17 protein-coding genes are annotated in these 23,250 nt (G+C 64.3%); 14 read left to right on the top strand and 3 right to left on the bottom strand.

What is annotated here, in order from left to right; translation table 11 throughout:
• Window positions 1-99: 99 nt before the first annotated feature.
• From YY7_RS0117305 to YY7_RS0117295, 3 genes are all read left to right on the top strand, one after another.
• On the top strand, window positions 100-945 hold the full coding sequence (locus YY7_RS0117305) for a CmcJ/NvfI family oxidoreductase (protein WP_028164350.1): 846 nt from the start codon (window positions 100-102) through the stop codon (window positions 943-945).
• An 85-nt stretch (window positions 946-1,030) separates the two neighbouring features.
• On the top strand, window positions 1,031-2,287 hold the full coding sequence (locus YY7_RS0117300; protein ID WP_028164349.1) for an MFS transporter: 1,257 nt from the start codon (window positions 1,031-1,033) through the stop codon (window positions 2,285-2,287).
• 170 nt (window positions 2,288-2,457) lie between these two features.
• On the top strand, window positions 2,458-3,693 hold the full coding sequence (locus YY7_RS0117295; protein WP_028164348.1) for an ABC transporter substrate-binding protein: 1,236 nt from the start codon (window positions 2,458-2,460) through the stop codon (window positions 3,691-3,693).
• 208 nt (window positions 3,694-3,901) lie between these two features.
• Here YY7_RS0117295 and YY7_RS0117290 read toward each other — a convergent pair whose 3' ends face one another.
• From YY7_RS0117290 to YY7_RS0117280, 3 genes are all read right to left on the bottom strand, one after another.
• On the bottom strand, window positions 3,902-5,122 hold the full coding sequence (locus tag YY7_RS0117290; protein WP_028164347.1) for a mandelate racemase/muconate lactonizing enzyme family protein: 1,221 nt from the start codon (window positions 5,120-5,122) through the stop codon (window positions 3,902-3,904).
• 100 nt (window positions 5,123-5,222) lie between these two features.
• Window positions 5,223-6,458, bottom strand: a complete 1,236-nt coding sequence (locus YY7_RS0117285; protein WP_035690364.1) for an amidohydrolase family protein — start codon at window positions 6,456-6,458, stop codon at window positions 5,223-5,225.
• A 5-nt stretch (window positions 6,459-6,463) separates the two neighbouring features.
• The gene (locus YY7_RS0117280) at window positions 6,464-7,222 is read right to left on the bottom strand and encodes a GntR family transcriptional regulator (protein ID WP_028164345.1); all 759 of its coding nucleotides are present in this window, start codon (window positions 7,220-7,222) and stop codon (window positions 6,464-6,466) included.
• A gap of 197 nt (window positions 7,223-7,419) precedes the next feature.
• Here YY7_RS0117280 and YY7_RS0117275 point away from each other — a divergent pair, with 197 nt between their 5' ends.
• From YY7_RS0117275 to YY7_RS0117225, 11 genes are all read left to right on the top strand, one after another.
• On the top strand, window positions 7,420-8,277 hold the full coding sequence (locus YY7_RS0117275; protein ID WP_051396766.1) for an ABC transporter ATP-binding protein: 858 nt from the start codon (window positions 7,420-7,422) through the stop codon (window positions 8,275-8,277).
• A gap of 1 nt (window position 8,278) precedes the next feature.
• Window positions 8,279-9,055: an ABC transporter permease gene (locus YY7_RS0117270; RefSeq protein WP_028164343.1), complete on the top strand. Its 777-nt coding sequence runs from the start codon at window positions 8,279-8,281 to the stop codon at window positions 9,053-9,055.
• 36 nt (window positions 9,056-9,091) lie between these two features.
• Entirely contained in the window at window positions 9,092-10,117 is a 1,026-nt protein-coding gene (locus YY7_RS0117265) for an ABC transporter substrate-binding protein (protein WP_028164342.1), read from the top strand.
• Window positions 10,118-10,131: 14 nt separating this feature from the next.
• Window positions 10,132-11,571 carry an amidohydrolase family protein gene (locus tag YY7_RS0117260; RefSeq protein ID WP_028164341.1) on the top strand — a complete coding sequence of 480 codons (1,440 nt, stop codon included), beginning with the start codon at window positions 10,132-10,134 and terminating at the stop codon, window positions 11,569-11,571.
• A 140-nt stretch (window positions 11,572-11,711) separates the two neighbouring features.
• Window positions 11,712-14,138 (top strand): CaiB/BaiF CoA transferase family protein, encoded by a 2,427-nt coding sequence (locus YY7_RS0117255; protein ID WP_028164340.1) that lies wholly within the window; start codon window positions 11,712-11,714, stop codon window positions 14,136-14,138.
• Window positions 14,138-15,217: an ABC transporter ATP-binding protein gene (locus tag YY7_RS0117250; protein WP_028164339.1), complete on the top strand. Its 1,080-nt coding sequence runs from the start codon at window positions 14,138-14,140 to the stop codon at window positions 15,215-15,217. The genes YY7_RS0117255 and YY7_RS0117250 overlap by 1 nt, the downstream gene beginning before the upstream one ends.
• A complete protein-coding gene (locus YY7_RS0117245) occupies window positions 15,214-16,218 on the top strand; it encodes an ABC transporter ATP-binding protein (RefSeq protein ID WP_028164338.1) in 1,005 nt (334 codons plus the stop codon). The genes YY7_RS0117250 and YY7_RS0117245 overlap by 4 nt, the downstream gene beginning before the upstream one ends.
• Before the next feature lie 24 nt (window positions 16,219-16,242).
• Window positions 16,243-17,790 carry an ABC transporter substrate-binding protein gene (locus tag YY7_RS0117240; RefSeq protein ID WP_028164337.1) on the top strand — a complete coding sequence of 516 codons (1,548 nt, stop codon included), beginning with the start codon at window positions 16,243-16,245 and terminating at the stop codon, window positions 17,788-17,790.
• 5 nt (window positions 17,791-17,795) lie between these two features.
• Window positions 17,796-18,752 carry an ABC transporter permease gene (locus tag YY7_RS0117235; RefSeq protein WP_028164336.1) on the top strand — a complete coding sequence of 319 codons (957 nt, stop codon included), beginning with the start codon at window positions 17,796-17,798 and terminating at the stop codon, window positions 18,750-18,752.
• Complete coding sequence (locus YY7_RS0117230) at window positions 18,749-19,633, top strand: ABC transporter permease (protein ID WP_028164335.1); 885 nt, start codon at window positions 18,749-18,751, stop codon at window positions 19,631-19,633. Before YY7_RS0117235 ends, YY7_RS0117230 begins: the two co-directional genes overlap by 4 nt.
• Window positions 19,634-19,845: 212 nt before the next feature.
• A complete protein-coding gene (locus YY7_RS0117225; protein ID WP_028164334.1) occupies window positions 19,846-23,157 on the top strand; it encodes a carboxyl transferase domain-containing protein in 3,312 nt (1,103 codons plus the stop codon).
• The last annotated feature ends 93 nt before the right edge of the window (window positions 23,158-23,250 follow it).

Genomic DNA, 23,250 nt, shown 5'->3' with positions numbered 1-23,250 from the left:
CAAGAATGTCAACGTTGCTATTTCTTGGCCTCCCTTGCCGGGGCGGTTCACCCGGCCAAAATGAAGCAGAACGAACAATAGGGAGTCCGGGAGACCACCATGGGCCTGCATGAAATCAAGATCGAGTCGCTTCCCTTCGTCACTGCCGAGCTCAATTATCTCGCCCCGACAGCGGGCAAACCACGTACCTACGCCTTTGATCCGCCGTCTGGCGAGCCCAAATCGACGGCGCTCCCCGAACCCCACAATGTTCCGATCTTCGACGGACGTCTGATCGCGGGCCAGTTTTCGCTCGACCGCGAAGGCTTCGCCCTGGTCAAGCATCCGACCGTGGTGAGGAACTATTACGACGATAACGAAATCAGGCGCGTCTACTATCCCGCCGTCGAAGCCTTCCTGAAGGCGACATTGAAGGCGGATCGCGTCGTCATCTTCGACCATACCGTGCGCAAGCGCGTCGAGGGTGCACCTGATGTGCGTGACGGGACGCCGCGCCAGCCGGCGACTCGGGTCCATGTCGACCAGACCGATCTGTCTGGCCGCAACCGCGTCTTCGAACATCTGCCTGAGGAGGCCAACGAACTTCTCAAAGGTCGCGCCCAGGTGATCAACCTGTGGAGGCCGATCCGCGGGCCGCTGCGCGATGCGCCGCTGGCGATGTGCGACGGCCAGTCGGTGGAGCAGGGCGATCTCATCGCCTCCGACTTGATCTATCCGAACCGTCAGGGCGAGACCTATTCCGTGAAATACAATGCGAACCACCGCTGGTTCTATTTCCCGGAAATGACCCCCGACGAAGCGCTGTTGCTCAAGTGCTACGATTCGGCAACCGACGGCCGCACGCGCTTCGCGCCGCATACGGCCTTCATCGATCCGACGACGCCGGCTGATGCAGAGCCTCGCGAGAGCATCGAGGTGCGGACGCTGGTGTTCCATAAGCACTAAACTGCCCAATACCTAGGCACAGATTGGCGTTCTCTGTCTATTGGTGATACGCCGTCCCGAAATTCCTCGGAAGACGAGACGATTCGTGGGCGGCGTTACCAAAGAAGATGCGGGGTCCAGTACCCGCACGCTGATTTATGCTCTGTTGGCCCTGGCTTGCGGCCATATGCTATCGACTCTGCTGCGGACGATCCCGGCCATCAGCCTCGACTTGATGGCCGCCGATTTCGCGACGCCGCCGCAGACGCTCGCGAGCCTGACCTCGATCTACCATTTCGCCTTTGCCGCATCGCAGGTTCCCGTCGGCGCCGCGATGGACCGCTTCGGCGTTCGCCCGGTCTCCCTGGGCCTGCTCATCGGAACCATCTTCGGGGCAGTGGCATCGGCGTTTGCGACCGGACCGGAGAGCTTCCTCGTTGGCCAGCTCATGCTGGGGATCGCGACATCAGGCATGCTGATGTGCCCGATGACGCTGGCTGCGAAACAGCTTTCCCCGCTCAAGTTTGGCCTGTGGTCGGGCGCGATCCTGTCGATCGGCAACATCGGCATGCTGCTGTCGTCGAGCCCACTGGCCTTCGTGGTCGAGCGTTTTGGCTGGCGCGCGGGGTTCTGGATATCGGCGGTCGGTGGTGTCGCGGTGCTGCTTGCGGTGTTCGCGCTGGTGCCGAGACAGCCGGCTGAACACAAGGACGATTCGTCGCCGCTTTCGCAGATGATGGAAGTCTTGCGCCTCGGCCTGTCCCATCAGCTCCGGGGCCTGGTCGCCTTGTCGCTGGTCTCGCTGGCCGCGTCGCTCGTGCTCAGGGGATTGTGGGGCGGCCCGTGGCTGATGGAGGTCAAGGGGCTCACCCGCATCGAAGCCGGCAACCAGCTCGGCATGTTCACGCTGGCGCTGATCGCTGGGCCGGTCTGCATCGGCATGATCGATCGCAGGCTCGGCCACCGGCGCACCGTCGTTGCGGCATCCCATCTCGTATCGGCGCTGCTGCTTCTCCTGATGGCCCTGGGAGCTCCGGGCTACCCGATATCTAGTCTGTTTGGCGTCGCCGTCATGCCGCCGCAATATGATCTCGTCCTGTTCGTCCTGATCGGTCTTGCCGTCTCGGCGCAGCCGCTGCTCTACGGCATGACCAGACAGCTCGTCGACGCCCAGAGCGCAGGCAAGGCGCTTTCGGCGATCAATCTCTCCTTCTTCCTCGGCGCGGCACTGATGCAGTCCATAACTGGCGCGGTGGCGGCGCTCTATGGATTGCCGGCGGTGATGATCTTCATGGCTGCAGCCCTGCTGGCCGGCACGGTGGTGTTTTTGATCTATACGTCCCGGGCGGTGGCGATAAAATAGACGATGTTCTCCGCTTTGTTGGCGCTGATGGGAGTTCCTTTCGGCGCTGACCGTCGATGATCGCTAGGTCGCTGCAACGCACCATTTCATTTCTCTGCCCATATTTACGCGCTATTGTTGTGGGGGGGAACGAAGCAGGCTGCCGTTCGAGCAGGTTTGAGGCGATGCCGATGCAACAAAGAAAAGCAAGATTGTCGCTGTCCCTCGTCGCCGCACTGCTTCTCACGTGGGCGCCGTCCAGCGCACAGCAGGCGTCCGAAGGAGGCGCCGCGGACAATGAGATCCGCATCGGCAACGTCATGCCCTACACCGGACCGCTGGCGGCCTTTGCGACCATCGGCAGGGCAGAAGCCGCCTATTTCGACATGGTCAACGAGCGCGGCGGCATCAACGGACGCAAGATCAAGTTCATCTCCGTCGACGACAGCTCCAATCCGCGCACCGCGCTTCAGCAGACGCGCGAACTGGTCGAGAGGGAGAACGTGCTCTTGATGTTCGGCTCATTCGGCACGCCGAGCAATCTCGCGACCCGGACCTATCTCAACGACAAGAAGATCCCGCAATTGTTCGTCGCTTCGGGCGACGAGGAATGGGCAAATCCGCAGACATATCCGTGGAGCATGGGCTGGCAGCCGACCTTCCGCGCGGAGGGCCAGATCTATGCGAATTACATCCAGGCGTCCTATCCCGACCGCAAGATCGCCGTGCTCTGGCAAAACGATCAGTTCGGCCGCGATCTGTTCAGGGGATTGCAGGAAGGTCTCGGCGATACCGCCGGCATGATCGTCGCCGATCTCGCCTTTGATGCGTCCGATACCTCGATCCAGGTGCAGATCAAGATATTGAAGGATTCCGGCGCCGACATACTGGTGTTCAACGGAGCGCCGGCGATCGCCGCCCGCGCCATTCGCATTGCGGCCGACCTGGATTGGCATCCGGTCTTCATCCTCGACAATGGCTCGGCCTCGATCGCCAGCGCGCTGCGGCCGGCGGGATTGCAGAATGCGCTCGGCGTGATCTCGACATCCTTCCTGAAGGACGCCGACGATGCGGCATGGAAGGAGGACCCGCCGATCAAGGCGTGGTCGGCCTTCATGGACAAGTACTATCCCGACGGCGACAAGGAGGACAGCTACGCCATCTTCGGCTACGCGGTGGCGGAGACCCTTGTCCAGGTGCTGAAGCAGTGCGGCGATGATGTGTCGCGCGAGAACATCATGCGCCAGGCTACGTCGTTGAAGAACTATCTCAACCCGGTCGCGCTGCCGGGCATCGCGATCAACACCGGCCCGACCGATTTCCGCCCGATCAAGCAGATGCGTCTGGTGCAGTTCGACGGCAATGTCTGGCAACCGATCGGCGATGTGGTCGAAAGCGCATTTTTGAACGCGCCTGGCGATAAGTGATTTCGGAATGAGCGGCGCCACATACTCGCCGTCGTCCCGGGTCCCGGCTTCGTCGCGGCGCGTAAGCCCGGGACGACGCCGACATTGCGAGCGGAGCGAAGCAATCCATCTCGCCGCTTGCGAAGGCATGGATTGCTTCGCTCCGCTCGCAATGACGGGGTTGGTTCTGATTCAATTTCAAACAGCGGTCCCGTAGGATGGGTAGAGCCTACTTCTTCCCCGCCTGTCCGTAATTCAGCAGCCCGCCCTTGCTCTTTGGCGGATGCGCGCGCAGGCCTTCCTCGTTCGGCTCGGTGCCCCAGCCAGGCCGGTCCGGAATCACGAGATGGCCGTCGACGATGTCAGGGACGTGCGTGAACAGCTCATGGTCCCAGGCGAGCCGGTCGATGTCGGTTTCCATGATCCGCAAATTCGGCACTGCCGCGGAGAAATGCGCGTTCATCATGGTGCAGAGGTGACCGTAGAAATTATGCGGGGCGACGTTGACCTCGAAATGTTCGGCGGTGCTCGCGATCTTCATCGACTGCCAGACGCCGTTCCAGGGCGTGTCGATGATCGCGACGTCCATCGCCTGCTCGGTGAAATAGGGCAGGAATTCGCGCAGGCCGAGCAGCGTCTCGCAGGATGAGATCGGATGGGGGCTCTGGCGGCGGATATAGCCGAGCGCCTGCGGGTTGAAGGTGTCGATCTCGACCCAGAACATGTCCATCTTCTCGATCGCCCGCAGGATCTTCAGATAGCCTTCGGTCTTGGCGTTGAAATTGAGATCGAGCAGGAGATCGACATCGGGCCCGGCGCCGTCGCGGATCGCCTCCAGGTGCATGCAGAGATTGCGCAGCACCGTGCGGTCGACATTGATCTCGGGCTCGAACGGCGCGCCGAAGCCGGGCCGCCAGCCCTGCGGCTTGCCGTCGGTATAAACGAAGATGTTGGTCTTCAGCGCCGTGAAGCGCTTCTCGCGCACCTCGCGGCCGATCGCTTTGACGCCGTCGAGGTCGGTGATGGCCGGCTTGTACCAGTCGGGATGGTTGATGCGCCAGGTCGCGCAATGCGACCAGTAGACCCGGATGCGGTCGCGAATCTTGCCGCCGAGCAACTCGTAGCAGGGCACGCCGAGCGCTTTCGCCTTGACGTCGAGCAGTGCGTTCTCGATCGCGCCGAGCGCCAGCGCCACCACGCCGCCGGCGGCCGGCCGGGTCGCGGAGAACAGTTCGGCATAGATACGCTCGTGCTGCAGCGCGTTCTTGCCGATGATCCGCGTCGACAGCCGCTCGATCGCGGCGGTGACACCGGGCGCGCCAAAACCTTCGTCGAACTCGCTCCAGCCGACGACACCGTCTTCGGTTGTGATCTTGACGAAGTGGTAATTCCGCCAGCCGGCATCGCAGGCGAGCGTTTCGATGCTTCTGATGTTGGACGACTTGCCCATGGTTTCCTGCCCGGCGTTGTTGTTTCGTTGGGTCGATAACAACAATGGAACGGCCGGCGCGTCAATCACATCAGCGGCAATCCAGATCGGCAGATTGCGATTAGCTCTTCGGCGGAAACAGCATCGGCAGGCGCCGCTCGAAGGTCTGGCGGCCGCGCTTGAAGCCCATGAGCACCTCGGGCAATTCCGCGATCGCACCGCGGCCGCTATCGGTATCGAGCAAGATGATGTCAGCGGGATTGCCGACGCTGATGCCGTAGTCCCGCAGGTTCATCAGGCGGGCAGGGAGGTCCGTCACCAGATCGAGGCAGGCATCGAATTCGTTGACCTTGGCATGGGCGATGTTGGCGTAGAAATTGGCCATCCGCAGCAGCGAGGCATCGCCGAACGGCGTGAACGGATTTTGCACATTGTTGGTCGCGACAGAGCAGAGCACGCCGTGGGCGACGAGTTTGTGCGCCATGGTCAGGCCGCGCGGCGCGTTATGTGTCGCGTCGCGCCCCAGCAGATAGAGGTCGGTCGCGGGTAGGACGGTGACCGCAACGCCAGCGTTTGCCAACCGTTCGGTCGCCGTCTTCAGCCGATCCGGTGGCAGCGCCGAGAGCTTGGTTGCATGGCCGATGGCGACGCGTCCCTGATAGTTCCGGCGCTCGGTCTGGCGACACACTTCTTCCATATGCCACCAGGACGGATCGAGGTCGAAGTCCAGATGCAGATCGACGTCGACGTCGAACTCCTGCGCCAGATCGAAGATCTTCTCGATATGCGCGTTCGGATCGGTGTCCACATAGGGACAGCCGCCGATCGCCTCGCCGCCGTCGCGCAGCGCTGCGATCAGCAATTCCTCGGCGCCGGGATCGTTGGTCAGCCCTTCCTGCGGGAACACGCACGGAGAAATATCGATCGCCCAGGCATAATCGCGCTTCAGCGCCTTGATCGCCTCGAAGCCGCGCAGGCCGATGCGCGGATCGATCTCCACATGCGTGCGCATCCGCGTCGTGCCGAAGGTGATCGCGCGCTCGATCACGCGCGCGCCGCGGGCATAGATGTCCTCGACGGTGAAGTCGCGCTTCATCGCCGCCACCGCCCGGATGGCTTCGCTGACACTGCCATGGTCATGAGCGCAGCGGCCGAGCAGGCAGGCCTTGTCGAGATGGATATGGGTGTCGACGAAGCCTGGCAGCACGAGCTTGCCGCCGACGTCGATTTCCGCCGTCTCGCAAATGAGATGCGGTTCGATCGCCGCGATCCGGCCGCCGGCGATGCCGATATCGACCGGCGTGCTCGCACCTCGCGTGCGCGCATTGCGGAAGACGAGATCGAAGGCGGTTGGCATCGTCGTCAGCGTCCGCGCGCCGCCTTCGGCAGTTTCACGACGCGGCCACCCTCCGCCTCTTCGGCATAGGGCGCGAGGATATCGAGCAGGTCGCGGCCGCGCTGCGGGACCGGAGTAACCAGCGCGCGGCCTGCCACCGAGTCCAGATGGCTGTGCATCAGGCTCATCACCTTCTCCTCGTCGCCCCTGACCAGCGCCGCAATGATCGCGCGATGCTCGTTGATGGCGCATTCCGAGGAATGCGGCCGGCTGAACAGCGACAGCGTCAGGCAGCAGCGATAGGCGATCTCGCTGACATACCGGATCAGGATCGGGCTGTTCGTCATGTGCGCGAGCAGGATGTGGAATTCGGTCGCAAGCCGGATCGAGACCGGGTCCGAGCCGCCGCGCGCACGGTCCTCGGCATCGACATGCGCATTTAATTCCGCGATCTGCGCCTTGGTGAGCTTGCCGGCGAGATGGCGCACCACGAGCCGCTCGAGCTGAATCCGGACATCGAAGGCGTCGCGCGCATCCTGCCAGCTCGGCGTCGCCACCACGGCGATGCGGTTGCGGCGCAGTTCGATCAGCCCCTCGGCCGCCAATTGCCCGAGCGCATGGCGCGCGATGGTGCGGCTGACGCCGAAACGCTCGCCGAGCGAATCCTCCGGCAGCTTCGCGCCCGGCTCCAGCGCCTGCTCGATGATGGCGCGGCGGAGCGCGCGGCAGATCACGCTGACCTTGTCGGACGATTCAGCAGTCTTGCTGGCCGCGCGCGGCGCCATCGGTTGGTCCCGTAAGTGCTTGCGTGCCGATTCTTAGCACAGGCGTCCAATAATTGTGCGCACGAATTGCATGCACTTTGATGAGCCGATTGCCTAAAAAGAATCCGCCGGAGCAGTGCCGATTCCCCTGATCCCGCTGATTCCGTAGGAAAGCCGCGCTGGCATCTGGCTTGCATACACTTTCTGCCGTGATGCGCATGCAAGCAAATTCCGAATTCTCCGGCGAGCCGGTTCCTTCCGGAAGCGCGCCGATTGCCGTTGAACTATCCGACGCCTCGGTGACGTTCGGCCGCGGCGCGCGTGCAGTGCCGGCGTTATCGACGACGACACTGCGGATCGCGGACGGCGAGTTCGTCGCGCTGGTCGGTCCGTCCGGCTGCGGCAAGTCGACGATCCTGCGGTTGGTCAGCGGCCTGGTGCAGCCGAGCACGGGCGTCGTCATCGTCGGCGGCCGCGAGGTGGCGGCGCGCGCGATGCGGGTCGGCATGGCCTTCCAGAATCCGACCATGCTGCCATGGATGACGATCGAGCGGAACATCATGCTGCCGCTCAAGATCGTTGAGCCGTTCCGCTCCCAGTTCCGAAGACTCCGCAAGAGCCAATTCCGCGACAAGGCCAACGCGCTGTTGGAGCAGGTTGGCCTGAAAGGTTTTGGTGGCCGCTTTCCCTGGCAGCTATCCGGCGGCATGCTCCAGCGCGCCAACCTCTGCCGCGCGCTGATCCATGAGCCGCGCCTCTTGCTGCTCGACGAGCCGTTCGGCGCGCTCGACCAGTTCACGCGCGAGGAATTGTGGTCGATCCTGCAGGGGCTCTGGATGACGCACAAGCCGACGGTGCTGCTGGTCACCCACGATCTGCGCGAGGCCGGCTTTCTCGCCAGCCGCATCTGCGTGATGAGCGCGCGGCCCGGCCGCATCCTCGACGACAGCCATGTCGGCTTTGCCCGGCCGCGCACGGTGGCGATGACCTTCGAGCCTGATTTCGTCGCGCTGAACCAGAAGCTGCGCGCGATGATCGTTGACGCGCGCAGTGCAGTGCAGGAAGGAGCGGTCTGAGATGACAGCACTCGATATCAGGCAGAAGGCATGGTCGGCGGCGCTGATCGTGCTGTTCTTCGTCGCCTGGGAACTGTTCTGCCTGATGACCGGCATGTCCGATCTCGTGCTGCCGCGTCCGTCGCAGGTCTTCGTGACACTGTTCGAGCGCTTTCCGGTGCTGTGGCCGCACATCATCCAGACGCTCGCGACCACGATGTTCGGCTTCGTATTGGGTGTGGCGCTCGGTGTCGTGCTCGGCGCCTTCATCGGCGTCTCGAAGACTGCCTATGACACCGCCTATCCGCTATTGATCGGCTTCTCCTCGATCCCGAAGGTCGCGGTGGTGCCGATCTTCGTGCTCTGGTTCGGCTCCGGCACGGTGCCGGCGGTTCTCACCGCGCTGTCGATCTGCTTCTTCCCGATCGTCGTCAACATCGCCACCGGGCTTGCCACCACCGAGCCCGAACTCGAGGACGTCTTGAAGGCGCTGGGCGCCAGCAAGTTCGACATCCTCTGGAATGTCGGCCTGCCGCGCACGATGCCGTTCTTCTTCGCATCACTGAAGGTCGCGATCTCTTACGCCTTTGTCGGCGCGGTGCTCTCGGAGACAGTCGCCTCCAACCGCGGCATCGGCAATGTGATGATGACCGCGTCTTCGAATTTCAACGTGCCGCTGGTGTTCGCCGGACTGTTCGTGCTCGCCGGCCTCGGCGTTGCGCTCTACGTCGTGTTCTCGCTGATCGAAGGCCAGGTCACCGGCTGGGCCACGCGGAAGAACGACGTGATTGCCACCTGAGAAAGAGTTTTATCAACCATCATTCATGAGGTCGTCATGCCAAGCAAAGTGAGCGCCGCGCTGTTGGGACTAATCCTGTTTGCAGGGACCGCGGCGGCCGAGGAAACCACGATCAGGTTCACGCTCGGCTGGAAGACGCAAGGCTCGGACGCCGCCTTCTTCTACGCCAAGGACCATAGCTTCTTCAAAGAGGAAGGCCTCAACGTCGTCATCGACCAGGGCGAAGGCTCGGGCGCGACCGTGACGCGCATCATGTCGGGCGCCTACGATGCCGGGTTCGGCGACGTCAACGCCATCATCCAGAATGCCGCGACCAAGCCGCAGGATGCGCCTGTCATGGTCTACATGATCTGGAACCAGCCGCCGTTCGCGATCGTCGCGAAGAAGTCGAGCGGCATCAACACCATCAAGGATTTCGAAGGTCACACCCTCGGCGGAGCGCAGGGCACGCCGACCACACGGCTGCTGCCGGTGTTCGTGCACAAGAACGGGCTCGATGGCGAGAAGATCAAGATCTCCAACATGGCGCCAAACCTGCAGGAGCCGATGCTGATCAAGGGCGACATCGACGCCGCGCTTGTCTTCAACATCACCAGCTACTTCAACCTGGTGCTGAACCGCCAGGATCCCGAGAAGGACTTCAAGTGGTTCTCGTTCGGCGATTACGGAATGGATCTCTATTCCAACGGCGTGATGGTCTCGCGCAAATTGCTCGCCTCCAATCCGAAGGCCGTCGCCGGCCTCGTCCGCGCTGTCAACAAGGGTATGATAGCGGTCGCCAAGGACCAGAATGCCGGCATGAAGGCAGCGGTGAATTTCGACAACCTGATCAACGTCGACGTCGAGAAGCGCCGCCTGCAATATTCCTTCGACAAGCTGATCGTCTCGCCGGAGATGAAGGAGATCGGCGTCGGCGACGTCAAGGATGACCGCATGGCCCGCGCCATCGGCATCATCGTCGAAGGCTATCAGCTCGCGCGCACGCCGGCGCCGTCCGAAATCTTCAGCCGCGAGTTCCTGCCGCCGCGGGCGGAGCGGGAGTTGGTCTACATCACCAACTGAGATAATCTGCGGTCATGGCGAACAGAGTCCCGGCACATAGCCTATTCGCCGGTCGTGACCGCGGCGTGCTCAACGACGTCGTGCTCCGGCACGACAACGGCATCATCACCTCCATCGACCGGGGAGCGCCGCCGGCGGGGCCGCGCTCCTTCGTGCTGCCCGCCTTCGTCAACGCCCATGATCATGCACGGCCGACCGCATCGTCCTTCGGCGCGCTCGGCATGCCCCTGGAGAGCTGGCTCCTGCGTTCCGCACTGGGCACGCCGGTCGATCCCTACCTCACCGCGGCTTCCGCGCTGGCGCGATCGGCGCGCGCCGGCTGCGCCGCGATGATGGTGCACTACACCCGCCCGAGCGGAACCATGCCGCTGGTGGAGGAAGCCAAAGAGATCGCGCGCGCCGCTTCCGACGTCGGCATCCGCATCGCCTTTGCGATCGCCGTGCGCGACCAGAATCCGGTCGTCTATGGCGACGCCGAGCCGGTGCTCGCAAATCTATCCGGTGACGACCGCAAGACGATCGAGGACCTGTTCGTCCGCGCGCCGATGTCGCCGAAGGCCTATATCGAACTGACCGACGCAATTGCCGCGGCGATTGCCGGCCCAAAGATAGACGTGCAGCTCGGCCCGGCCGGTGTGCAATGGTGTTCCAAACCGTTGCTGGAGGCCGTCGCCGAAAATTCCGCGCTGACCGGCCGCCGCATTCACATGCATCTGTTGGAGACGATCTACCAGCGCGCGTGGGCGGACCAGCATTTTCCTGACGGTATCGTCCGCTATCTCCGCGACATCGGTTTTCTCTCCGAACGCCTGACGCTCGCGCATTGCATCCATGCGCGCCCCGACGAGCTGGACATGATCGCCGCTTCCGGTGCGCGCATTGTCACCAATTTCAGCTCCAACATGCATCTGCGTTCCGGCCTTGCGCCGATCGCCGCCGCGCACAGATGCGGCTGTGCCGTGACCGTTGGTGTCGATGGGCTCGCGCTCGATGAGGACGACGACGTGCTGCGCGAGATGCGGCTGGTGCAGATGATGCACGGCGGCACAGGATTCAAGCGGACCTGGACGCCGGCCGAATTCTTCGCGCTCGCGATCCGCAACGGCCGCCGCGCGACCGGCGCGCCGGAAAGCGGCGAGCTTTCGCCAGGTGCGCCGGCCGATTTCGTCACACTTGATCTCGATCGGCTCGATCGCGACCAGATCGTGCCGGTCGATCCACTCGAGCTTTTGTTCGCGCGCGGCAATGCGTCGCTGCTCAAGGACGTTGTTGTCGATGGACGCACGATCGTCAGCGAAGGTCGTGTCACCGGCGTCGATCTTCCTGCGATTGAACAGGAGTTGCGCGTGATCTATCGCGGTAGCGCTGCGAAACTCTCGCACTTCCAGCGCATGTGGCAACCGCTTTCGACTTCGCTCGGAAATTGGTTCGAAGCGCAATTCGACTGTCGCTAAGCGCAAGCACGTCAAAGCGAATTCCGCAACGCGGGAGAATTTTCCGCTTGCATCATCGCGCCCGCAAGGTTTGATGTTCGCAACAAAAAATGAGCCGGTGCGTCGTTCGCGCTGGCCATGCGGGGTCTTAAGGAAACGTGATGGGCGCGTTGTCGCATCTGCGGATTGTCGAGATCGGGAGCGCGGCTGCGATCAGCTATTGCGCGCGTTTGTTCGCCGATTTCGGCGCCAGCGTGCAGAAGGTCGAGCCTCCAGCGGGCGATCCGCTTCGCCGCGCGGCGCCGTTCACTCCGAAAGGAGAGAGCGCCTGGTTCGCGTTCCTCAACTTCAACAAGTCGAGCGTCGTGTTCGATCGCTGGGATGCCAGCGCGTCGTCCCGCCTGACGGAACTCATCGAGTCCTGCGACATCCTGCTCGACGGCCGCGATATCGATGCGGCGGATTGTCCGTCCCTCGATCTCCCCGCCATCAAGGAGAAGCATCCCGGCCTGATCCATCTCGAAGCTGACTGGTTCGGCGATGTCGGTCCTTACGCCAGCTTTGCCGCAACCGACTCGACCATTCGCGCGCTGACCGGGCTGATCAAATTGGTGGGGCCGACCGAAGGGCCGCCGATGCACGCGCCGGATTTCCAGACCGGCATTCTGGCCGGGCTGTGGGGCTTTATCGCTGCGTCATCCTCGGTGCTGGGCCGGATGCAGGACGGGCGCGGGCGCGCGAGCCGCCTGAGCATCTTCGAATCCACCATCGCCGTGACCGAATACATCATGTTCGAGTCGTTTTCCCGCGGCGATATCATGCGGCGGATCGGCGTCAACCGCTTCTGGCCGACCTTTCCGGTCGGAATCTACGAAACCAAGCAGGGCTGGCTCGGCGTCACCACGGTGACCCCTGCGCAATGGCGCTCGTTCTGCGAGATGCTGGGACTGCTCGAGCTGCGCGACGATCCAAAGCTGTTCCTCGGCGTCGATCGATTGCAGCATGTCGAGGCGATCGAAGCCAAATTCCTGCCGCGCCTGAAGCAGCGTACCGCGCAGGAATGGTTTGCCGAAGGCTTGAAACGAAAGATCCCGATCGTGCCGGTGCCCGAAATCGCCGAGCTGATTGCCGATGAGGAGAAGCGGGCGCGTGGCGCGATCGTGCCCGTCACCATCGGCGAGGAGCGCGGATTTTCCGCCGGCTGCATGCAGCGGTTAACCGGCACGCCGCCGCGCCGCGCCGGCAAGGTTCCCGCCATCGGCGAACAGCAACAGATCGAGACGCCGCCGCGTGTGCCGCTGCCGGAGCGGAGCAGGCCGAACCGCCTGCCGCTCGAGGGCGTCCGCGCGATCGACTTCTCGATGGGCTGGGCCGGCCCGATCTGCACCCGCACGCTCGCCGATCTCGGCGCCGACGTCATCAAGATCGAGGCGATCCAATATCCGGACTGGTGGCGCGGCGTCGACCGGCGGCCGGCCTATGTACTGGAGAAGATGTACGAGAAGTCGGTGCGCTATTGCATCATGAACCGCAACAAGCGCGCCATCACGCTCGACCTGACACGGCCGCAAGGGCTCGGTCTTGCCAAACGGTTGCTCGCGGATGCGGACCTCGTCGTCGACAATTACTCGGTCGAGGTGCTGCCGAAACTCGGGCTCGGCTATGACGTGCTCAGCAAGCTGAACCCGAAGCTCGTGATGATGTCGATGTCGGCCTTCGGCGCGGGCAGCGTCCATCGCGATTGCCGCGCCTATGGCTCCACCCTGGAGCAAGGCTCGGGGCTGCCGAGCGTGGTCGGCGATGCCGGCGGGCCGCCGGTCATGAGCCACACCGCCTTTGGCGACGCCGTCGGCGGCCTCAACGGTTGCGCCGCAGTGCTCACCGCACTGATCCATGCGAAGCTGACCGGCAAGGGCCAGTTCATCGACCTTGCGCAGATCGAGTGCATGATGCCGTTCGCCGCGCCCTGGATCATCGCGCAGTCGATCGATGGCAAGCCGCCGACCAAATACGGCAGTCGTCACCCGGACTTCGTGCCGCATGGCTGCTTCCGCTGTGCGGGCGAAGACAACTGGATCGTGATTGCCGCGTCCAGCGACGCGATGTGGCTGAGGCTCGCAACACTGCTCGGACGCGCCGACTGGGCCAGTGACGAAACGCTGAAGACTGCCGCCGGCCGGCGACGGATCGAAAGCGAGATCGAAGCGGCCATCGCGGCCTGGACCGCCGGACGCGATGCGGAAGAGGCGATGAACCTGCTGCAGACCGCAGGCGTTGCCGCCGGCGTGGCGCGGCTGCCGATCGATCTCCTGCGTGACCCACAGCTTCAGGCGCGCGGCTTCATCCAGGAGGTCAATCGCGCTTTCATCGGAAAGCATCCGCAGCCGTCGATGCCGTTTCGTGAAAGCACGCACCCGTTCCCGATCCGGCGGATACCGCCGACGCTGGGCGAGCACAACCACGAGGTTCTTTCCGGCATGCTTGGCCTGTCGGAGGCCGAAATCGAGCAGCTTGAGCGCGACGGCATCATCGGAACCAAGATGCTGATGGAAGAAGAACTCGTGAAAAAGAAGCAGGCGGCGGGTTGATGCCGACGGCTGCACCAAGAAAGGGCCGATCGGAAGCCGCGGCCGGCGCTGCGCCGCCGCTGATGTCGGTGCGCGGCCTCGGCATCCGCTTCAAGACCTCGGTCGGCGTCTGGCAGGCGACGCGCAAGATCGATTTCGATATCGCGCCCGGCGAGCGCGTCGGCATCGTCGGCGAGAGCGGCTGCGGCAAGACCATCACCGGCCTTTCGATCCTGCGGCTGTTGCCGGGCAATCTCGCCGGCCTCGACGGCTCGATCCTGTTCGACGGCACAGACCTCGTCTCCTGCAGCGCGCGGGCGATGCGCGCGATCCGCGGACGTCGGATCGCCATGATCTTCCAGGAGCCGATGAGCGCGCTCGATCCCGTCTTCACCGTCGGCCACCAGATTGCCGAGACGCTGCGCGTTCATACCGGCGCCGGCAAGGAAGAGGCGAGGGCGAAGACACTCGAGATGCTGCGCCGGGTCGGCATCGCCTCGCCCGAGCGGCGGATCGACGACTATCCGCATCAGCTTTCCGGCGGCATGCGCCAGCGCGTGATGATCGCAGCCGCCCTGATCTGCGGCCCGCAGCTTCTGATCGCGGACGAGCCGACGACGGCGCTCGACGTCACCGTACAGGCACAGATTTTGGAGCTGCTCCGCGAGCTCAGCGAGACCTCGAACACTGCGCTGATGCTGATCACCCATGATCTCGGCGTGGTCGCCGAGACCTGCACGCGGATGATCACGATGTATGCCGGCGAGGTGATTGAGGACGCCCCGGTCGACGACGCGCTGGTCCGGCCGCTGCATCCCTACACCTCGGGCCTGTTGCGTTCGCTGCCGCACCTGAGTCCGCGCCACGGCCGGCTGCCGTCGATCCCGGGCCGTGTGCCTTCGATCGTCGATATGCCAAACGGCTGCCGCTTTCGCGCGCGCTGCGCCCATGCGGCACAGGGCTGCGAGGCAGAGCAGGAATTGCTCGACGCCGGAGGCGGCCGCAAGGTACGCTGCTGGCGCTTCCGCGAGCTCGATCTGCCGGGCGCGCTGCAGCACGCGGCATCGGCGCCGATCACCGCGATGGCGGGCAGGCCATGATGCCGCTTGCTCCCGATATCACGCAGAACACGATCGTCTCGGTGCGAGACCTCGAAGTGCGGTTTCAGACCAGCGATCGCCGTGCCACCGTGAAGGCGGTTGATGGCGTCAATTTCGACGTCCGCCGCGGCGAGACCTTTGGGATCATCGGTGAATCCGGCTCAGGCAAGACCACGATCGGCCGCGCGCTCGTGTTCCTGCTCAAGCCGAGCGCGGGCGCGATCCGGCATGCGGGAATCGATCCGCTGGCGCTGCCGCGGAAGAGATTTCAAAGCCACCGCCGCGACTACCAGATCATCTTCCAGGATCCGAATGCGGCGCTCAATCCGCGCATGACCATCCGCTCGTCGGTGCTGGAACCGCTCGTGCTTGCACGCGTCGGCACCGGTGCTGAGCGCGAGTGGCAGGCGAGAGAGGCGCTAGACCGCGTCGGCCTGCCACAGGACGTCGGCGAGCGCTATCCGCACCAGCTTTCCGGCGGGCAGAAGCAGCGCGTGGTGATCGCCCGGGCGCTAACGCTGAAGCCGAAGCTGATCGTCTGCGACGAGGTGGTGGCTGCGCTGGATATGTCCATTCGTGGCGACGTGCTCAATCTCTTCGCCGACCTGCAGCGCGAACTCGGTCTCACCTATGTCTTCATCACCCACGATCTCGCGGTGGTCTCCCACATCAGCGAGCGCATCGCCGTGATGTATCTCGGCCGCTTCGTCGAGCTTGGGCCGACCGAGCGCGTCTCCGAGCATCCGCTGCATCCCTACACGCAGGCGCTTTTGTCGGCCGAGCCGCGGCCATTGCCGTCATCATTGCGGCAGGGCAGCCGCATCATGCTGCAGGGAGAAATTCCGAGCCCGATCGATCCGCCCTCGGGCTGCCGTTTCCGCACCCGCTGCCCCTACGCGCAGGCGCTCTGCGCTCAGAAGACGCCGGACTGGCGCGAGCTTCAGCCTGACCATTGGGTCGCCTGCCACTTCGCCGACCATCCAAATTTCGCACCAAACTAACAAGAATTGCCGGGAGGAGATGACATGACAGAGATGACGCGACGCGAGGCCATCGCGCTGACATCGGCGGCGATAGCCGGCGTGACGCTCGGTGGCCGTGCGTGGGCGGATGTCGCCCCGAAGCGGGGTGGCACCTTGCGCATCTCGGCGCCCGCCAATCCTTCGAGCCTCGATCCGGCCACCGGCGGAGCCGGCTCCGATCACGCCTTTCTGTTCACGATGTACGACACCCTGATTGAGTGGGATTTCGAGACGCTGGCGCCCAAGCCCGGCCTTGCCGAGAGCTGGAAGTTCATAGATCCGAACACCTTGGTGCTCAACATCCGTACCGGCGTCACGTTTCACGATGGCACGCCGCTCGATGCGGAAGCCGTGAAATTCAACCTCGAGCGCAACAAGAGCGACCAGAAGTCCAACATCAAGGCCGATCTTGCTTCCGTGGCTTCGGTCGAGGTCACCAGTCCGACGCAGGTTACGCTGCAGCTGAGCACGCCCGACACCGCGCTGCCCCTCATCCTCTCCGACCGCGCCGGCATGATGGTCTCGCCATCAGCGCTGAAGGCGGCCGAAGGCGGCACCGTCGCGCGCAAGCCGGTCGGCGCCGGCGCCTACGCGTTCATTAGCTGGGCGGATGGCGAGCGCATCGTCGTCAAGCGCAACGAGAAATACTGGAAGCCGAACCGTCCTCTTCCCGACGGCATCGAGTTTTCGATCATCCCGGAACTCACCACCGGTGCGCGTTCCGTCACCGCCGGACAGAACGACCTGATCTATCAACTGCCGCCGCGCCAGAAGGCCATCCTCGATCGCGCCAGCAGCATCAAGGTCGTGAGCGGGCCGACGCTTTATGTCCTGCAGATCTTCCTGAACTGGGCCAAGCCGCCCTTCGACAATCCAAAGGTCCGCCAGGCCCTCAACTTTGCGATCGACCGCGAGTCCTTCGTGAAGGCGGCGCTCGCCGGGCTGGCGGAGCCTGCCTACATGAACCTGCCGAAGGCACATTGGGCCTACGATAAATCGGTCGCCGCGCTCTACCCCTACGATCCCGACAAAGCGCGCAAGCTGCTCGCGGAAGCCGGTTTCAAGGATGGTCTCACGCTCGATCTCCTCGGCTATCCCGATCAGGACTCGGTGCAGCGCCAGGAAATCCTGATCGAGCAGCTCCGCAAGGCGGGCATGACCGCGCGGTTCTCGAACGCGCCGATCGCGGAAGCGTCCGCCGCCTTTTTCGCCAGCGAAAAGCGCGGCTCCGGCCTGCTGTCGGCATGGACCGGGCGGCCGGACCCGAGCCTGACCTATTCGCTGATGTTTACCAAGGACGCCTATTACAATGCCGGCCGCGCGCCGGTGCCGCCGGAACTCGAGGCCGCGATCAAGGAATCGCGGGCATCAGAAGACATCGAGCAGCGCCGCAAGGCCTTCGCCACCGTGCAGCGGCTCGTGATGGAGAACGCCTTCGTCGCGCCGCTCGCCTTCCAATTCGAGCTGGTCGCGACGAACAAGAAGGTGCAGGGTTATCGGCCGAACCTTCTCGGCAAGCCGAAATACGACGACGTCTGGCTGGAGAGCTGAGGAACATGGCGCGACGCAGTCCGGTCAGGGTTGTAGGCAGCCGCCTGCTGCAGGCGCTGCCCGTGATCGTGCTCGCGACCTTCATGGTGTTCGCGCTGCTGAAGCTCGTGCCCGGCGACATCGCGGTGACGCTCGCGGGCGACAACGCCTCGGATGCGCGGATTGCCGAGATCCGCAGCATCTACGGGCTCGATCGGCCGTTCCTGGTGCAATATGCCGTCTGGCTCGGGAATGTCGTCCAGGGCGACCTCTCGCAATCGCTATTGACGGGCGAGCAGGTCGCAACCTCGATCGGCCGCGCCTTTCCGAACACGCTTCTGATCGTGGTGATCGCTCTGATCCTCGCGCTCTTGACCGGCATTCCGATGGGCGTGATCGCGGCGATCAAGCCGAATGGCTGGGTCGACAAGGCCGTCAGCATGATCGCCTCGCTCGGCGTCGCCATTCCCGGCTTCTGGCTCGCGATGATCCTGGTCGCCGAAATCTCGCTCAGGCTCAACTGGCTGCCGGCGACCGGCGCAAAATCCTTCACGGCGTCTCCGATCGAGGCGATCAGGCACGCGCTGTTGCCGGGGATTGCGATCGCGGCCTATGGCATGGCCGAAGTAGCGCGCCAGCTCCGCGGCTCGCTGCTGGAAGTGCTGTCGTCGCAATATGTGCGGACGCTGCACGCCAAGGGATTGTCGATGAGCCGCATCCTCTGGCAGCACGGGCTGAAGAACGTCAGCGTCAACCTCTTCACCATCATCAGCCTGCTGGTGAACCGGATGCTGGCCGCGACCGTCGTCATCGAGGCGGTGTTCGCCATTCCCGGTCTCGGCAGCCTGATCGTGCGCGGCGCGATCCAGCGCGATTTCCCGATCGTGCAGGGCGTCGTGTTCACGATGGTGATCGTGGTGATCCTGGTCAACCTGATCACCGATCTGCTCTGCGCCGCCATTGATCCGAGGATCGAGCAATGACCGACCTCGCGCTGGCCTCTGCGCGACTGCCTGCCAAGCCGACCCGGATGCGGCGTTTCCTGCGCTGGCTGGCCGGAGATCTGCGGGCCGCGCTTGCGATCCTCGTGCTGCTGGCGCTCGTCATCGTCGCGATCGGCGCGCCGTGGATCGCGCCCTATTCTCCGACCGCGCAGGACGTCAACAACATGCTGGCGCCGCCGGGCCCGGCGCATCTGCTCGGCACCGACGATCTCGGTCGCGATATCTTCAGCCGCCTGATCTACGGCGCGCCGGCGACCGTCTACGCCAGCGTGCTCGCGGTCTCCGTGGCGGTCGCCATCGGCCTGCCGGTCGGGCTGGTCGCCGGCTTCTTCGGCGGCTGGACCGACGATATCATCAGCCGGATCATCGACACCTTCCTGTCGTTCCCGGCAATCGTGCTGGCGATCGCGGTGACCGGCGCGCTCGGCATCGGGCTCACCAACGGCATGATCGCGGTCGGCATCGTGATGTTTCCGGCGCTCGCCCGCATTGTCCGTGCGCGGACGCTGGTGGTGCGGCAGGAGCTGTATGTCGATGCCTCCAGGTGCTTCGGCGCGCCGGCCTGGCATATCCTGTGGCGGCATGTGCTGCCGAACACGCTGCAGCCCGTCATCGTGCAGGTGACCTTGCTGCTGGCCGCGGCGCTGCTGGCGGAAGCAAGCCTCAGCTTCCTCGGTCTCGGCATCCAGCCGCCGAACCCGAGCTGGGGCGCGATGCTGGCGCGCGCCTACCAATATATGGAGATCGCGCCGGAGCAGATGTACGCACCCGGGCTCGCCATTCTGGTGGTCTCGCTGGCCTTCAACGCGCTCGGAGAATCCTTGCGCATCGTGCTCGATCCGACCATGAAGGATCGATAGAGCATGATTGGACTGCGTTGGTGCCTCGTCGAAGGTACCCCACCTCTCCCCAGCGGGGAGAGGTCGGATCGCATCGCAAGATGCGATCCGGGTGAGGGGGTACGCTTTCTCGTGGGACCTGCTGCCCCTCACCCGGCGCTGCGCGCCGACCTCTCCCCGTCGGGGAGAGGTGGAAGCTCGCGGCCTGATCTAGAGTTTTCACGGAAACGTTCATGTCATTCAAGAAAGTGCTGATCGCCAATCGGGGCGAGGTCGCCATCCGTATCGCCCGCGCCGCCGGCGAAAGCGGTCTTGCCACCGTCGCGATCTATCCGGCCGATGATGCGACGTCGCGGCATCTCCGCGCGGCGGACGAGGCGCACGAGATTCCGGGCCGCGGCGCGCGCGCCTATCTCGATATCGAAGCGGTGATCGGCGCCGCCAAGGCTGCGAAATGCGATGCGCTGCATCCCGGCTATGGTTTTCTCAGCGAGAACGCGGCGCTGGCGCGGCGCTGCGCGGAGGTGGGGATCACCTTTGTCGGACCGTCGCCGGACGCGCTGGAGCTGTTCGGCGACAAGGCGAAAGCCAAGGCGCTGGCGAAAAGCTGCAGCGTGCCGATCATATCAGGCACCAGCGGTCCGACCAGTCTGGAGGAGGCCCAAGCCTTCTTCGCCTCGCTCGGCCCCAGCGGCGCCGTCATGGTCAAGGCGATTGCCGGCGGCGGTGGGCGCGGCATGCGCATCGTCGATGACGCCGCCAAGCTGGAACAGGCCTATGCGCGCTGCCAGTCCGAGGCCAAGGCCGCCTTCGGCAACGACGGCGTTTATGTCGAGCGGCTGATCCGAAAAGCGCGTCATATCGAGGTGCAGATCATCGGCGACCGCTCCGGTCAGATCAGCCATTTGTGGGAGCGCGAATGCACGATCCAGCGGCGCAACCAGAAACTGATCGAGGTGGCGCCAAGCCCGTCGCTGAGCGAGGCCCAGCGCTCGCGCATCATCGAAGCCGCGAAGAAGCTGGCAGCCGCCGCGCGCTACGACAATCTCGGCACCTTCGAATTCCTCGTCGACGACGAGGCACGTGAAGGCGAGGGCGCCTTCGCCTTCATCGAGGCCAATCCGCGATTGCAGGTCGAGCACACCGTCACTGAGGAGGTGCTCGGCATCGATCTCGTCAAGGCGCAACTTGCCGTCGCCTCCGGCGCGACGCTGGCCTCGCTCGGTCTGGCGCAGGCAGCGATCCCGTCGCCGCGCGGCTTTGCGATGCAGCTCCGCGTCAACATGGAAGTGATGAACGAGAAGGGCGAGACCAAGCCGACCGGTGGGACGCTGTCGGTGTTCGACCTGCCATCCGGCCCGGGCGTGCGGGTCGATACCTTTGGTTATACGGGGTACAAGACTAGCGCCGCTTTCGATTCCCTGCTCGCGAAGGTGATCGTGCATTCGCCGAGCGCGAATTGGGCCGACGTCGTTCAGAAAGCGCTCCGCACCCTGCGCGAATTCCGCATCGGCGGCGTCGCCACCAACATCCCGTTCCTCGGCGCGATCCTCGCGCATCCGGATTTTGCCGCCAACCGGGTCAGCACCAATTTCATCGATGCACATGCCGGCTCGCTGGTCGCCGCGGCGAAGGAGGCCGATGAACCGGTGCTGGTTGAGGTCAACGGCGGCGCTGCTGCGTTGGTCGGACAGTCGACGGGCGAGGCCGGCCCGGAAGGCTCCGTCGCCGTCCCGGCACCACTGCAGGGAACCATCGTTGCAATCGATGTCGCCGCGGGCGATCTCGTCCGTCCGGGCCAGCAGATCGCAGTGCTCGAATCCATGAAGATGGAGCATCTCGTCACCGCGCCGCATGGCGGCAGGGTGACGAAGATCGCCGGTGGCGTCGGCGTCACGCTGATGCATGGCGAGGCGATTCTGTTCATCGAGCCTGCCGAGGTCGACAGCCACCATATCGCCGAGGAAGCGGAGATCGATCTCGACTACATCCGTCCCGATCTCGCCGAGGTGATCGCCCGCCACGCGATCACGCTGGATGAGAACCGGCCAGCTTCCGTCGAGCGCCGGCGTAAGACCAACCAGCGCACCGCGCGCGAGAACGTCGCCGATCTCGTCGATGAGGGCTCGTTTGTCGAATACGGCTCGCTCGCCATCGCCGCGCAGCGCCGTCGGCGCAAGGTCGACGATCTCATTCGCAACACGCCGGCCGACGGCCTGATCACCGGCGTCGCCACCGTGAACGCCGACAAGTTCGGCGGGGAAGCCGCGCGCTGCATGGTGATCGCCTACGACTACACCGTGCTCGCGGGCACGCAGGGCCATATGAACCACAAGAAGATCGACCGCATGCTCTCGCTGACGGAGCAGTGGCGATTGCCTTTGGTGTTCTATGCCGAGGGCGGCGGCGGGCGCCCGGGTGATACCGACCGGCTCGGCATGACCGGGCTCGATGGTCCATCCTTCGTGCAGTTCGCGCGGCTCTCGGGCCTCGTGCCTGTTATCGGCGTGGTCTCCGGCTATTGCTTTGCCGGCAACGCCGCCATGCTCGGCTGCTGCGATGTCATCATCGCGACGAAGAACGCGTCGATCGGCATGGGCGGGCCGGCGATGATCGAGGGCGGCGGGCTTGGCGTCTATCATCCGGCCGAGGTCGGCCCGGTGTCGTTTCAGGCGCCGAACGGCGTCATCGACATCCTCGTGGAGGATGAGGCGGAGGCGACCGTCGCCGCGCAAAAATACCTGTCCTACTTCCAGGGCGCGACCGGCGACTGGAAGGCGCCGGACCAGCGGCTGCTGCGCCGCGCGATCCCGGAGAACCGGTTGCGCGTCTACGACATCCGCAAGGTGATCGATCTCCTCGCCGACGAGGGCTCGGTGCTCGAAATCCGCCGCGACTTTGGCGTCGGCATGATCACCGCTTTCATCCGCATCGAAGGCAAGCCGTTCGGCCTGATCGCCAACAATCCGAAACATCTCGGCGGCGCGATCGATGCGCCCGCCGGCGACAAGGCCGCGCGCTTCATGCAGCTCTGCGACGCCTTCGACATCCCGATCATCTCGCTCTGCGACACACCCGGCTTCATGGTCGGGCCGGAAGCCGAGAAGACCGCGATCGTGCGTCACGTCTCGCGCATGTTCGTCACCGGCGCGAGTCTCACCGTTCCGCTGTTCGGCATCGTGCTGCGCAAGGGCTATGGCCTCGGCGCGCAGTCGATGATCGGCGGCGGCTTTCACGCGTCGTTCTTCACGGTGGCCTGGCCGACCGGCGAGTTCGGCGGCATGGGCCTGGAAGGCTATGTGCGGCTCGGCTTCCGCAAGGAGATGGAAGCGATCGAGGATCCGGTCGAACGCGAAAAATATTACCAGGCCAAGGTGGCCGAGCTCTATGCCAACGGCAAGGCGGTCTCGATCGCTTCCGTGCTCGAGATCGACGAGGTGATCGATCCCGCGCAAACCCGCCACTGGATCATGTCAGGCCTGCGCTCGGTGCCGAAACCCGCGCCGCGCACCCACCGCAAGCGCCCCTGTATCGATGCGTGGTAGGTTTGAGTTTGTAGGATGGGTAGAGCGAAGCGAAACCCATCGGCTTCGATCGCCAATGCGCAAGGGATGGGTTTCGCTTCGCTCTACCCATCC

The organism is Bradyrhizobium elkanii WSM2783, from assembly GCF_000472865.1.
Taxonomy (GTDB): domain Bacteria; phylum Pseudomonadota; class Alphaproteobacteria; order Rhizobiales; family Xanthobacteraceae; genus Bradyrhizobium; species Bradyrhizobium elkanii_A.
This window is presented reverse-complemented; position numbering and strand designations above follow the sequence as displayed.

Bases quoted from the DNA above. Each gene is read 5' to 3' on its own strand.
- YY7_RS0117270 (WP_028164343.1), top strand. From the start codon at position 8,279: ATGACAGCACTCGATATCAGGCAGAAGGCATGGTCGGCGGCGCTGATC.
- YY7_RS0117275 (WP_051396766.1), top strand. From the start codon at position 7,420: ATGCAAGCAAATTCCGAATTCTCCGGCGAGCCGGTTCCTTCCGGAAGC.
- YY7_RS0117285 (WP_035690364.1), bottom strand. From the start codon at position 6,458: ATGCCAACCGCCTTCGATCTCGTCTTCCGCAATGCGCGCACGCGAGGT.
- YY7_RS0117235 (WP_028164336.1), top strand. From the start codon at position 17,796: ATGGCGCGACGCAGTCCGGTCAGGGTTGTAGGCAGCCGCCTGCTGCAG.
- YY7_RS0117240 (WP_028164337.1), top strand. From the start codon at position 16,243: ATGACAGAGATGACGCGACGCGAGGCCATCGCGCTGACATCGGCGGCG.
- YY7_RS0117225 (WP_028164334.1), top strand. From the start codon at position 19,846: ATGTCATTCAAGAAAGTGCTGATCGCCAATCGGGGCGAGGTCGCCATC.
- YY7_RS0117230 (WP_028164335.1), top strand. From the start codon at position 18,749: ATGACCGACCTCGCGCTGGCCTCTGCGCGACTGCCTGCCAAGCCGACC.
- YY7_RS0117250 (WP_028164339.1), top strand. From the start codon at position 14,138: ATGCCGACGGCTGCACCAAGAAAGGGCCGATCGGAAGCCGCGGCCGGC.
- YY7_RS0117305 (WP_028164350.1), top strand. From the start codon at position 100: ATGGGCCTGCATGAAATCAAGATCGAGTCGCTTCCCTTCGTCACTGCC.
- YY7_RS0117290 (WP_028164347.1), bottom strand. From the start codon at position 5,122: ATGGGCAAGTCGTCCAACATCAGAAGCATCGAAACGCTCGCCTGCGAT.
- YY7_RS0117255 (WP_028164340.1), top strand. From the start codon at position 11,712: ATGGGCGCGTTGTCGCATCTGCGGATTGTCGAGATCGGGAGCGCGGCT.
- YY7_RS0117265 (WP_028164342.1), top strand. From the start codon at position 9,092: ATGCCAAGCAAAGTGAGCGCCGCGCTGTTGGGACTAATCCTGTTTGCA.
- YY7_RS0117245 (WP_028164338.1), top strand. From the start codon at position 15,214: ATGATGCCGCTTGCTCCCGATATCACGCAGAACACGATCGTCTCGGTG.
- YY7_RS0117280 (WP_028164345.1), bottom strand. From the start codon at position 7,222: ATGGCGCCGCGCGCGGCCAGCAAGACTGCTGAATCGTCCGACAAGGTC.
- YY7_RS0117260 (WP_028164341.1), top strand. From the start codon at position 10,132: ATGGCGAACAGAGTCCCGGCACATAGCCTATTCGCCGGTCGTGACCGC.
- YY7_RS0117295 (WP_028164348.1), top strand. From the start codon at position 2,458: ATGCAACAAAGAAAAGCAAGATTGTCGCTGTCCCTCGTCGCCGCACTG.